Genomic DNA, 12108 nt, shown 5'->3' with positions numbered 1-12108 from the left:
AGATTAACATGAGACAAAATAATTTAAGTGAAAATTTTATTAAAGAACATAACAAAAAGAAGATTGATGAGTTTTTCAATAATAATTTACCATATGCAATCCATCTTAAGAGTTGCGAAAAAATGGATGATGGATATATTTTTAAGGTTGATACTATAAAATTGAATTCTCTAGATGAAGTAAATAAGGAAATGGATTATTTCGAAAAAACGGTTGATTCATTAGTGAATGATATTTATGAAATTACTAGAGAAAAATAATTTTTAGGACGTAGCTTAACTAATAATGGGACGTTGAAATATACGTCCCTTTTTTATTATACAAAGGGAGGAATGAATATGAGTTTTCTTACATTTGCAGTTATTTATACATGGGTTAGTTTGATTATTGTATTAACGCTTATTATGACACCTATGATTATTCTGGTGGCAGAATTAATTGAATTATTCGTTAGATTTTTATATCTATCATGCAAGGTTATTTATTTAAAAATGAAAGTGGGTGTAAAAAATGAATGATAATTCTAAGGTAACAATCCAGAATTTATTGACGGTTAAAAGCATTGTTACAATTTTATTGACAGTGATTTTTAGTTATTTGGCTATTATTGGAAAGGTAAGCGGAGAACAGTTTCTAACCATATTTAGTGTAGTAATTGCATTTTATTTCGGCAGCCAATACCAGAAAGGAATTCAATCGCCAAATAAGGAGGTTGAGAATAATGAGTGATATAACCAAGGCTTGCAGAGACATTAAAGAGTTATCTCCATTGGCTCAAATAGCGTGTAATTTGTTCATGGAAGAGTGTAAAAAGGCTGGGTTGAATGTTTGTATTACTGAAACTTACCGCTCTGGTGACAGGCAAGTATGGCTATATGAACAAGGCAGAACTAGAGCAGGTAATATTGTTACATGGACAAAGAATAGTAAGCATACTGGTAGAATGGCTTGGGATATTTGCAAGAATGTTAAGGGGCAAGAGTATTCAGACAGTGCTTTCTTCTCCAAGTGTGGGGAAGTTGCTAAAAGGTTAGGTATAACTTGGGGTGGTACTTGGAGTACACCAGATAAGCCACATTTTGAGATTGATAAAGGATGGAAAGCACTAAAGGGAGATGATGAAGTGTTAGAGCATGGAATTATTATTGTTGATGGCAAGGAATGTAAAGTTGATATGATTCGTAAGGATGGGATTACTTATATTAAAACTAGAGATATTGCAGAGGTATTAGGGTTGAAGGTTGGTAATAAGGGAAGTATTCCAGTGATTGAAAGCTAAATAAAATAATCAAGTAAGATACTAGTAAAAAAGCCAATCAAGAAGGAACTCAATATAAACAGGAAAAATTTAAGCTTATTCAATTAGGTAACCTCCTTATAAATGAACTAATTTAATATTACCATAAATTTACACAGAAAGGAAGTGATAATATGGCAAACGATAAACGAGATAATAAAGGTAGATTTGCTGTACATGAGAAATTAACACCTATTCAGTTAAAAATGATTGCTGAATTATTGGATAATGGTGGAAATAAGGTAGAAGCGTGTAGGAAATTAAACGTTCCTAGAAGCACTTTGTACGATTGGATAGACAATACTATTTGGAATGATGAATACAGAAAAGCGTGTGAGAGGGTATATAAACTTAGTTTAGGTAAATACATGAATAAGCTTGATAAAATGCTTGATAGTAAGGATAGTAGAACGGTAATGAAAGCTATTGAAAATGGATTGAGGTTAAATGGGTACTTAGATTCAAAGCTAGACATTACTCAAAATACCACAGAAGATATAACAATTAGGATAGTTTCAGATAGTGAAGATGCTGAAAATGAGGGATAAATATATTCGTTATTATTACAATGAAATTTAATCACAATACTTTGTTAATCTAACACTGTGTTACTTCACTGTAAGTTACCTATGCGTAAAAAAATTGTTATGCGAATATCTAGGAATAATTGCATTACTTTACAGTGATAAAGAACCCTTGATATATAAGGGTTTTAAGCGTGTTGTAATGTGTGTAAAACCATAGTGTAATCTGCACAATTAAAATCATAGGATAAACAACTTAAAATAAAAATTTTATGGTTATTTGTTGTGTAGATTGCACAAAAAAATAAAGGAAAATGAGTGATGAAAATAGAGTGATTGAGAGGTAAATTTGCACAACAAAAACAGGTGAAAATAAGCGTATAAGCTAGGGTAGGGGGGGGACACCCTTTTAGAATATACCCATACCCCTGTTTGTGTACCAATATATCACACAGCCTATTTTATTACCATAGAAAATAGCTTTACGGTAAATTTGCCGTAGACCGTTTAAGCGATTCCAAAAATTGGTGTCGCTTTTCTATCATGCAGGATATGCACAATACGCACAACCTAGCAAAAGGAGTAAATATATGAATACACCAACCACAGCAACCCCTACCTTCATTGTCAGAAAAGAAAAAGTGGAAGATTTTTTATCTGGAACAACTAAAGGTAATCTTCAAAAAGTATTAGCAAGAGCGGATAAATTCAAAAAAAAGGAAGGTGATAACAATTAACTTAAACATAACAACAGAAATATTTAATGATATTTACTTACCATATATAACAGATTATTCACACAGATATGAGGTGTATAAAGGTTCGGCAGGTAGTGGGAAATCTTATTATATTACGCAGAAAATCTTGATTAAGGCTTTATCATCTAAAAGAAAAGTTTTAGTGATGCGTAAAGTAGGTACTTCAATTAAAGATTCAACATGGCAATTATTTATTGATGTTCTACATCAATTTAAGATGTATGATAAATGTAAGGTAAATAAAAGTGAATTAAGAATAGAACTACCAAACCATTCAATTTTTCTTTTTAAATCACTTGATGATAGAGAAAAAATAAAATCCATTGCAGGAGTCACAGATATATTTTGTGAGGAGTGTACTGAATTTTCGCAGAGTGATATTATTCAGCTTAATTTGAGATTAAGGGCAAAAATATCTAATTTACAAATGTTTTTTGCTCTTAATCCAATCTCGAAAGAAAACTATACATTTTCATATTTTAGATTCCATGAAAAAGAAGAAAACGAAACTATCCCTATTAGAGAATATGGTAATACGATTGTTTTCAATAGTACCTATAAAAATAATAAGTTCTTGCCACAGGAATATATTGATTCGTTGGAAGAATTAAAAGAAACAAATCCATATGAATATACAGTTTACGCTTTAGGTAAGTTTGCCAACTTAGGAAAACTTGTATATCCTAACCATGAAATTATGGAATTTGATTGGAGAGAAATTTTAAAGAAACCTAATACAAAGGCAATATTTGGGCTTGATTTTGGATATATAAATGATGAATCAGCGTTAATATTTGCTATATATTCAGAGGATGAAAAGAGAATATATATTTATGATGAGATATACCAAAAGGGTTTATTAAATAATGAATTAGCTGGTTTGATTATTCAAAAGGGTATTGCGAAAGAAATAATTATTGCTGATTGTGCCGAAAGAAAATCTATTGATGAAATCAGAAAATACGGTATTCCTAGAATTAGACCTTGCCGAAAAGGGAAAGGTAGTATCTTGCAAGGAATAAATAAGGTAAGCCAGAATAAGATAATCATTCATCCATCATGCACAAATGCGATTGTTGAGATTAAAAACTATACATGGAAAAAGGATAAGAATACAGAAAGCTATGTTAATGAAGCGAATGATTCTTACAACCATCTCATGGATGCTTTAAGATACAGTATTCAAGTAATTAAAGCCAAAGCCAACATATTAACGGTAAAATTATAGGAAGGAGGGAACAAATGTATTACATAGACAAGCAAGAGACATTAAGCTTAGAAAAGATAGAAAAATATATTGAAGATTATAAGTATAAATATTTACCACGATTATTAAAAAACAAGCGGTATTATGATTGTAAAAATGATACCATTATGAACCGTACATTTACAGATGTGACGAAACCAAATAATAAAGTTGCTACACCTTGGGCGAAATATGTTTCAGTTCTCATTAGTGGTTACTTCATGGGTAAACCAATTACCTATGATACCCAACAGGAAGAATTAAAAGATATTATATCTGGATTTACCACAAAAGAAATTGCACATAATCAGAGTGTAGAAAAGGATTGTTCCATTTTTGGCATTGGTGCAGAATTACTATTCATTAATGGGAATAAGCAGGTACAATTTGAAAAATTAGACCCTACAACGGTAATACCTATTTACAGTACAGCAATCACAAAGGAATTACTTTACTGTATTCGATTTTGGGAAACAAGGGATATTCTTTCCAATGATACCACAACAAACATTGAAGTTTATTCTGCTAATGATATTAGATATTATAAGAAATCTATCAGTGGTACTGTTTTGACAGGCACAGATGATAATTATTTTAAGCAAGTACCTATTAATATCTTCTATAATAATGAGGATATAACAGGAGATGCAGAGCCAGTATTAAAATTGATTGATGGCTATGATATTTCATTATCGGATACTGCAAACTTTAGGGAAGAATTGAATGACAGCTATTTAGTATTTAAAAATTCTAACCTTGAAACGGAAGATATTATTACCATGAAACAGAATAGAATTATCTCTATTGAAAATGCACAAGAAGGTAGTGCTTGTAGTGTTGATTGGCTTAATAAAGATTCCAACGATATCGAGAATGAGAATTATAAAAACCGTTTAGCAGATGATATTAAGCGTTTCTCATTTGTGGCTGATATTGAAACCGCTAAGAGCCATACAACGGCTACGAGTGCTAAGATTGGATTAATGGGAATAGAACAGATATGCGCCAGCAAGGAAGTATATTTCAGACAAGCATTATTGAGACGGTTGAATTTATTCTGTAACTTTTACAATTTGTTAGGAAGTAATATGAATACAGATGATGTTAAAATTTCATTTGTTCGCAACGTCCCGATTGATTTATCGGTAATTTCTGACACGATACAAAAGCTAAGTTCATTTGTTAGCAAGCGTACACTCTTAACGCAAATACCATTCATTAATGATATTGATGGGGAATTAAAACAGATTGATGAAGAAAATAGCCTTGATGCTTATGCCTTAGAAGGTGATACTGATGGCGAATAATAACTATTGGTTAGACAGAATGGAAAATGTCCAAAAGCTAACAAATAAGCAAGTAACACAAAGGATAAAAAAGTTATACCAGAAAGCTAATAAACGGATTAATAAGGAAATCAATAATATCTGGATGCAGATGCTAGAGGATGGAGAAATCTCAACAGCTAACCTTTATAAAGGTATGAGGTTTTCCAATCTTCAAAATTTGCTTCAAAGTGAATTACTTTCACTTAGCCGAGAAAGTGAAAAATATCTATCCGCTGCATTATTAAAGGTGGTAGAACAAGGCTTTACTGATATGAATAGATATATTAATAAGCCTACAGATTTTACTATTATGGATGCACAAACAGCCAAACAAATAATAGCACAACAATATAAGGGTGCTGTATTCAGTGAGCGTATATGGGATAATACCAATAAATTAAGAGGTGTTATTGAGAATAAAATAATTGATACTGCTATCCTTGGGAAAGATGTAAGAAAAGTAAGCAAGGAATTAAATTCCCTTATGGGCAGTGGATATAGCCAAAGTAAAAGAATTGTAATAACGGAAACAAGCAGAGTTTATAATGAAGGTTGCCGACAGAAAGCACAGGACAATGGCTATAAAACATATCATTTGTTGTTAGAGCCAGATGCTTGTGAGGAATGTGTGGCATTGGAACATGAACACTTTAATATTAACGAGAGTGTGTTACCAATTCACCCTTTTGTCGTTGCGGTATGATTATTGATTTAGATTAATAGTTGTACCGCTAATTTAATAAATAATTTCAGACACCTAACGATGGTGTCTTTTTTATTGCAGAAAATAATTATAGGAGGTTCTTAATGATAGAGCAGTGGAAAGATATTAAAGATTTTGAAGGTATTTATCAAGTATCAAATTTAGGTAGAATAAAATCACTTGAAAGAATTGTAATTGATAAAAAGGGAATGAAAAAGATTTGTAAAGAAACCATTAAAACCATACATGACAACGGCAAAGGCTATTTGAACGTGAATTTATGGAAAGATAATAAAAGTTATATGAGATATGTTCATAGACTGGTGGCACAGGCTTTTATACCTAATTTAGAGGATAAATCAACAGTAAATCACAAGGATTTCAATAGAAGTAATAATTGTGTAGATAATCTTGAATGGGCTACTTATAGTGAAAATAATGGGTATAGTGATAGGTTAGAAAGACAGGGGAAAACCTTTAGAAAAACAAATCCGTTTAACAAACCAATTAATCAATATGATTTAGATGGAAATTATATACAACAATTTCAAAGCATAAGAGAAGCCGAAAGAGTTGTAAATGATGGTACAGGCAGTAATATTTATAGAGTTTGCAAAGGACAATATAAACAATCTTTAGGGTATATTTGGAAATATGCAAGTTGATTTACCAGAACTGTAAAAGGTTCTTTTTTTTATGCCTTGTTTGGGGTTTAAGGCTTTAAAGATAAAACGTCTACCTCCCAAAATGGGAGGATGCAACTATTTAGTAGGTTGCAAGTTGCAACTTACCAACAGGGTGCGACAACAGTGTCGTGCGTTGACCTTACAGGAGGATTTTAAAATGGAAGAAAATAACAACACTAGTGTAGAAACAATTGAAACAACAGAAACACAGGAAACAGAAAACAAAACTTTTACTCAAGCTGATTTTGATAGAGAAATTTCTAAAATGTATGATAAATTTGAAAAAAGATTTTCTAAACGTGCAGAGGAAGCGCAAAAGCTTGCATCAATGAATGCAGAGGAAAAAGCTAAGTATGAGTTTGAACAGCGTGTGAAGGAATTAGAAGGTAAAGAAAAAGAATGGACACTCAAAGAAAATAAATATGAAGCTAGTAAAATTCTTGGGGAAAAGGGTTTACCTATTGCCTTTGCTGATTTTATTGTAGCTGAAGATGCTGAAACAATGATGTCCAATATCAAGCTTTTTGATGATGAGTTTAAGAAAGCAGTAGCAAAAGAAGTACAGGCAAGAATCGGCAGCAATACACCTAAAGCAAGTACAATTGATTTAGAAGTAGGCATGACGAAAGAGAAATTTGCACAGTTAAATGACAATGAAAAGATTGCTTTTTTAAAGAGTAATCCAGATTTTTTAAAATAAAGGAGACGATAAATTATGGCAACTATTAACGGAAACGTAACAACAACTCAGGACACAACAGCAGGATATATTGAAGCACTGGTTGTAAAAAATGCTTTTGAAACAGCAATTACATCTTTGATTAATTCAAAGAATTTGTTTACTACAAAGTTTACCTTACAGGGTGAAGATGGTGATTTGATTAGAAAAATTACTTACACTTATGATGGTGGTGTAGTAGATGCCGATACAGGCGAATTAGTACCTTCAGAACAGAGAGGAAAGCTTTCCTATAAGACACAGGAACTTAGAATTAAAGCAATGAAACAGGCTTTTGATGTTACTGATAAAGAGAAACGTCAGAATAGCAATGTATTAACAATGATGGCACAGGGTAATGCAGAAGTTACATATAACTTTATTAATGATAGCTTTTATACAGCTTTGCGAACCATTACAAAAACGCAGGAATTCACTACATTTAATTGGGATGCTGTAGAAGATGCCCTTGCAACATTGAATCTTGAATCAAGAGAAGGAATGTTCCTTTTGGTATCTCCTAAAATGTATTCTCAGTTGAAGAAATCCTCTGATGTAAAAACTGCTAACAATGGGGAAATTATTTTCTCTGGACAGGTAAAAACTGTAGACGGTTTGAGCATTGTAACTTCAAACAAATTGGGAGACGATGAAGCTTTCATTGCTTCTAAGGATACTATTGTTTATGAGTGCAAGAATGATGCTACAGTAACAACTGACGTATATAACGAATTGGAAAAGGAAACTTTTGTTACTAAATTCGCTGGTATTGTTTACCTTGACAATGAAAAGAAAGCAGTTAAATTTACCAAAACCGTCTAAGAAATGCTTAGAGGGTGCATGAAATTTAATGTAGGGGGACGGAGTGCTGTCCTCCTTTACTTTTTAAAAGAAGGTGAGGATATGGAAGAATACATTGAGATTTGTAAAGCTATCTTTGAAACCTACACGAATATTTCTTATGATGGCGAAAATAACGCTCATGTTGTTTGTGTAAATGAAATGGCGAAGTGTCACAAGAACAGAGAAAATAATGAGGGTTTAACTTCATTTAGCGGAAGTGGTATTTCCGAAAGCTATGAATCACTATATCCTAAATATATTGTTGTGATGCTTGAAAAGTTTAGAAAAAAGGTGAGATTGCTATGACAAAACAACCTTTTAATCTTTATCAAATAGTAACAACAAATGGTAGATATGGAGAAGAAACAGAGGAAGTATTGATTGATACAATAGGTGTTGCTATTTCACAACAGCATATGAAATCATTTACCAATGAAATACAGTATTATATTAAGGTAGAAACTGGATTGACAAGCTATCAGAATTTTACAGTTGGAGAAAATTATTTTATTTCAGATAGTAATACCAAATATGAGATACAATCCTTTATTGTTGGTAGATGGACACAGCTACAATTAAAGCAGGTGATTGTATGAGTGAGATAACGGTGAACTTGAATAATTTTATTGAGAATATTTTACCAGAGAAAATAACACAAGGCTTAGAATTAGCTGGGCAATATGTAGAAAATACAGCCAAAGAAAATATTACTGAGATGGGCGCAGTTGATACAGGTGCATTGAAAAATTCTATTACTCATGTTGTAGAAAATAATGCTGTTGAGATTGGCACAAGCGTAGAGTATTCACCTTTTGTTCACGAGGGTACAAGCAAAATGGAGGGCAGACCCTTCTTGCAAAATGCCGTTGATGAACACATGACAGAGATAGTACAATATTTTAAGAGGGGGGCAGAATTTTGATACTGGATGATATTTTACAAAGGTTAGAAGATGATACAGAGTTAAAATCATTATTAAATTCTTCCTCAAATAACACTGGGATTTACCTAAATAAAACCGACAAAACAGACAGTATTGTATATAGGTTTATCAATTTAACCAGTGATGCAATTAAAGAGCAAAACAGGCTTGAGATTAGTTGTTTAAGCCAAGATTATTTAAAGGTTAATGCAATCCTTGAAAGAGTGAAAGCAATTTTACTTACTGTAGGGGATGAGCAATTTAATAATGACGTTTTAGAGATTGCCTTAAATGGTGGTGGGTATTTGTTTGACGAGGATACCAAGAACCATATTGTTAAGGCTTTTTTTATTGTAAAGAATAGATATAGGAGGTAATAAGAATGGAAAAAATTGTATTGGGCAGTGGTAAGGTTTATATTGATGAATTCACTGGTACACTTCCAGAAAATACAGCGATTGAAATTGAAAGTAAATTATTAGGCTATATTCAAAGTGGGGCAAGCATTAGCTATAAGCCTAGTTTTTATGAAGCCAAAGATGATTTGGGTTTGGTATCTAAGAAAATTATTACAGATGAAGAAGCCGTATTGAAATCTGGTGTTATGACTTGGAATGGAAATACATTGAAAAAATTATGTTCTACTGCAAGAGTTTCCGAGGATACAGCTACACATACCAGAACTGTAAAAATTGGCGGTACTGGTAATTATGATGGAAAGAAGTATGTAATTCATTTTGTACATACTGATTCTGTAGATGGTGACATTAGAGTAACCATTGTTGGTAGCAATGAAGCAGGGTTTGAGCTTGCATTTGCAAAGGATAAAGAAACGGTTATTAATGCGGAATTTAAGGCGCAGCCACTGGATAGCGAGGGAACTCTAATTCATTATAAAGAGTATGATAGCAGCATTACAGCGTAAATGATTTAGGGGTACTGTTATGGTATCCCTTTTCTATTATTAAAAGGAGTGAAATCAATGTTAGATTTACAAAGAGTTTCAAATGAAAGCTACGAATTGAAATGGTTTGATGGTACTGTTTTAAAGTTGAGAAAACCAACTAGAGCAATGGAATTAAGTTTTTTAGATATAAATACTAAAAAGATGGACGAGAAAACAGGAATCGCAGCGATATACAATCTGATGTATAGAATTTTCATATTGCATGAGCCTGTATATATTCAGAAAAAAGGCTTTATTAATAAATTGCTGAAGAAAACAGAATTACTTGTAATAACTGAAAGTGATGTTGAAAAAATTCCTTATGATATTTTAGTTAATATTCTTGAAGAGTATTTTGATTTTTACTATAAGAAACTGGGGGAATAATCATCCCTTGTATGCCTACTGGTACAGGGGAAGAAAAACCGTACTTGTATACGGATACAGAGGATTTAAAGATGGTTGCAGATTACAGCGGATTAAACTTCAATGAGTGCTTAGAATTGGATTGTTACACATACAAGACACTTGTAAAGGATGCTTTTATTCATAAGATGCGTCAAACGGAAAAAGGTAGTGAATATCTTGAGGATTGTTGGTTATTACAGCAAACTAAGCCAGATATTAAGAAATTAAAAGAAATATTTGGGGAGGTGAAAAAAGAAAATGATTGATTTAGGCGAATTAGGAATTAAGCTTAAAGTTGATGATAGCGGCGGCATTGATGGCTTGAAACAATTTGGAGATAATGCAGAAAACACAGGCGGTAAGCTTGATGGGTTGCTAGGTAAATTAAAAGGGTTAGCTGTTGGTTTAGCTATTGGCGCAACCATTAAAAAAGGTTTTGATATTGCAAAGCAAGCTGTAACAGAATTTGCTGATAAAGGTGATGATATTGACAAGATGAGCCAAAAGTTCTCTATGTCAGCGGAAGCCTATCAGCAATGGGAAAGCATAGCAGGACACAATGGAACGTCAATTGAAACAGTGGGTAAGGCTATAAAGGAAATTACCACAAGTGCTGAAGATAATGCTGAAGCCTATGAAAATATGGGTATAAGCATGAAAAATACTGACGGTTCAATTCGAGATAGCCAAAGTATTTTTAAGGATACCATTTTAGCATTATCTGATATGAAAGCTGGAACTGAAAGAGATGCTAAAGCTAAAGAACTTTTGGGGAATAAATACCAAGAATTATTACCGCTTATTAATGGTGGTAAAGATGCCATATTAGAACAGCTTGAAGCGTCTGAAAGTGCTGTAACCATGACAGATGAGCAAGTAAAATCTGCTGCTGCTTTTAAGGATGCACAACAGGCAATGGAAGAACAGATTACCAAAGTTAAGATGGCATTAACAGAAAAGTTAATTCCAGCTTTAGTAAATATTATGGATTGGGTTTCTGAGTATATGCCACAGATACAAGAAACTGTTGATACGGTAGTATCTGCTATAGGTGGTTTTATTGATGGTTTAGTAGCTATGATTTCTGCATTAGTTACTTCAGCGCAAACAGAAGGAACATTATTTAATACAGTTTGGGAAAATATGAAGATAGTTGTTGATACAGTGTTAAAGGGAATTCAAGCTTTGTTTGGTGCATTTACAGCATTATTCAATGGAGATTTCGAGGGGTTCTTAAACGGAATAAACGATTTTCTTAATATTGCCATTGAGGGGCTTGTAAAGCTGATTGCAAACTCAAGCAAACTTTTCCTTAATGCAGGTAAGAGCATTTTTACATCATTGTGGGACGGTTTAAAGCAAGTATGGGATGGTATTAAAAAATGGGTAGATGAAAAGGTTTCTTGGCTTACGGATAAGGTAACATTCTGGAAAAAGAAGAAAAGCGAAATGGGCAATGATTCAGACGGTGAATCAGATGGTAGCCATAGAAATGGTTTAGCTTATGTCCCTTATGATGAATATAAATCCGTCCTCCATAAGGGGGAAATGGTGCTTACACAAGCTGAAGCTGACAGATACCGTAATGATGAAACCACAAACAAGACAGAAAACTTTACTGTAAACATTGCAAAAGTTGAGAACAGTAACGGAAGAACTACTGGGGATTTAATGAGAGAAATGGAATTCTACAGAAAATCAAAGAAGCTAGCAACAGGGGGTGCTTAAG

The 12108-nt window shown here is 32.8% G+C and carries 20 protein-coding genes; all 20 read left to right on the top strand.

Translation table 11 applies throughout. The features are described from left to right. Positions 1–8: 8 nt before the first annotated feature. The 20 genes from CLNEO_RS06915 (at position 9) to CLNEO_RS06825 (ending at position 12107) form a co-directional block, all read left to right on the top strand. Complete coding sequence (locus CLNEO_RS06915; RefSeq protein ID WP_066086397.1) at positions 9–260, top strand: hypothetical protein; 252 nt, start codon at positions 9–11, stop codon at positions 258–260. A 78-nt stretch (positions 261–338) separates the two neighbouring features. Then, the gene (locus CLNEO_RS06910; protein ID WP_066086394.1) at positions 339–518 is read left to right on the top strand and encodes a hypothetical protein; all 180 of its coding nucleotides are present in this window, start codon (positions 339–341) and stop codon (positions 516–518) included. Next, complete coding sequence (locus CLNEO_RS06905; RefSeq protein WP_066086393.1) at positions 511–729, top strand: hypothetical protein; 219 nt, start codon at positions 511–513, stop codon at positions 727–729. The genes CLNEO_RS06910 and CLNEO_RS06905 overlap by 8 nt, the downstream gene beginning before the upstream one ends. Further along, complete coding sequence (locus tag CLNEO_RS06900; RefSeq protein ID WP_066086390.1) at positions 722–1279, top strand: M15 family metallopeptidase; 558 nt, start codon at positions 722–724, stop codon at positions 1277–1279. The genes CLNEO_RS06905 and CLNEO_RS06900 overlap by 8 nt, the downstream gene beginning before the upstream one ends. Positions 1280–1431: 152 nt before the next feature. Beyond that, positions 1432–1845: a helix-turn-helix domain-containing protein gene (locus tag CLNEO_RS06895; RefSeq protein WP_066086388.1), complete on the top strand. Its 414-nt coding sequence runs from the start codon at positions 1432–1434 to the stop codon at positions 1843–1845. A gap of 566 nt (positions 1846–2411) precedes the next feature. Beyond that, entirely contained in the window at positions 2412–2558 is a 147-nt protein-coding gene (locus CLNEO_RS15750; protein WP_157723498.1) for a hypothetical protein, read from the top strand. Then, positions 2545–3807, top strand: coding sequence for a PBSX family phage terminase large subunit (locus tag CLNEO_RS06890; RefSeq protein ID WP_242864178.1), 1263 nt, complete (start codon positions 2545–2547; stop codon positions 3805–3807). Before CLNEO_RS15750 ends, CLNEO_RS06890 begins: the two co-directional genes overlap by 14 nt. 14 nt (positions 3808–3821) lie before the next feature. Next, a complete protein-coding gene (locus tag CLNEO_RS06885; protein WP_066086385.1) occupies positions 3822–5132 on the top strand; it encodes a phage portal protein in 1311 nt (436 codons plus the stop codon). Next, positions 5122–5856 (top strand): structural protein, encoded by a 735-nt coding sequence (locus tag CLNEO_RS06880; protein WP_066086382.1) that lies wholly within the window; start codon positions 5122–5124, stop codon positions 5854–5856. The genes CLNEO_RS06885 and CLNEO_RS06880 overlap by 11 nt, the downstream gene beginning before the upstream one ends. 104 nt (positions 5857–5960) lie before the next feature. Continuing rightward, the gene (locus CLNEO_RS06875) at positions 5961–6521 is read left to right on the top strand and encodes an NUMOD4 domain-containing protein (RefSeq protein ID WP_066086379.1); all 561 of its coding nucleotides are present in this window, start codon (positions 5961–5963) and stop codon (positions 6519–6521) included. 178 nt (positions 6522–6699) lie between these two features. Further along, on the top strand, positions 6700–7242 hold the full coding sequence (locus tag CLNEO_RS06870) for a DUF4355 domain-containing protein (protein WP_066086377.1): 543 nt from the start codon (positions 6700–6702) through the stop codon (positions 7240–7242). 15 nt (positions 7243–7257) lie between these two features. Further along, positions 7258–8082, top strand: a complete 825-nt coding sequence (locus tag CLNEO_RS06865) for a hypothetical protein (RefSeq protein ID WP_066086375.1) — start codon at positions 7258–7260, stop codon at positions 8080–8082. A gap of 81 nt (positions 8083–8163) precedes the next feature. After that, positions 8164–8409, top strand: a complete 246-nt coding sequence (locus CLNEO_RS06860) for a head-tail connector protein (protein ID WP_157723497.1) — start codon at positions 8164–8166, stop codon at positions 8407–8409. Beyond that, positions 8406–8699 (top strand): hypothetical protein, encoded by a 294-nt coding sequence (locus CLNEO_RS06855; RefSeq protein WP_066086370.1) that lies wholly within the window; start codon positions 8406–8408, stop codon positions 8697–8699. The genes CLNEO_RS06860 and CLNEO_RS06855 overlap by 4 nt, the downstream gene beginning before the upstream one ends. Then, complete coding sequence (locus CLNEO_RS06850; protein WP_066086368.1) at positions 8696–9025, top strand: HK97 gp10 family phage protein; 330 nt, start codon at positions 8696–8698, stop codon at positions 9023–9025. The genes CLNEO_RS06855 and CLNEO_RS06850 overlap by 4 nt, the downstream gene beginning before the upstream one ends. Beyond that, a complete protein-coding gene (locus CLNEO_RS06845; RefSeq protein WP_066086365.1) occupies positions 9022–9402 on the top strand; it encodes a hypothetical protein in 381 nt (126 codons plus the stop codon). Before CLNEO_RS06850 ends, CLNEO_RS06845 begins: the two co-directional genes overlap by 4 nt. A gap of 5 nt (positions 9403–9407) precedes the next feature. After that, a complete protein-coding gene (locus tag CLNEO_RS06840; RefSeq protein WP_066086363.1) occupies positions 9408–9950 on the top strand; it encodes a hypothetical protein in 543 nt (180 codons plus the stop codon). A gap of 57 nt (positions 9951–10007) precedes the next feature. After that, positions 10008–10358, top strand: coding sequence for a hypothetical protein (locus tag CLNEO_RS06835; protein ID WP_066086361.1), 351 nt, complete (start codon positions 10008–10010; stop codon positions 10356–10358). Positions 10359–10369: 11 nt separating this feature from the next. After that, positions 10370–10645 carry a hypothetical protein gene (locus CLNEO_RS06830; RefSeq protein WP_066086358.1) on the top strand — a complete coding sequence of 92 codons (276 nt, stop codon included), beginning with the start codon at positions 10370–10372 and terminating at the stop codon, positions 10643–10645. Next, entirely contained in the window at positions 10638–12107 is a 1470-nt protein-coding gene (locus CLNEO_RS06825) for a phage tail tape measure protein (protein ID WP_066086356.1), read from the top strand. Before CLNEO_RS06830 ends, CLNEO_RS06825 begins: the two co-directional genes overlap by 8 nt. Position 12108 lies beyond the last annotated feature (1 nt).

The sequence above is a fragment of the Anaerotignum neopropionicum genome (assembly GCF_001571775.1).
In the GTDB taxonomy this organism is placed as follows: domain Bacteria; phylum Bacillota; class Clostridia; order Lachnospirales; family Anaerotignaceae; genus Chakrabartyella; species Chakrabartyella neopropionicum.
This window is presented reverse-complemented; position numbering and strand designations above follow the sequence as displayed.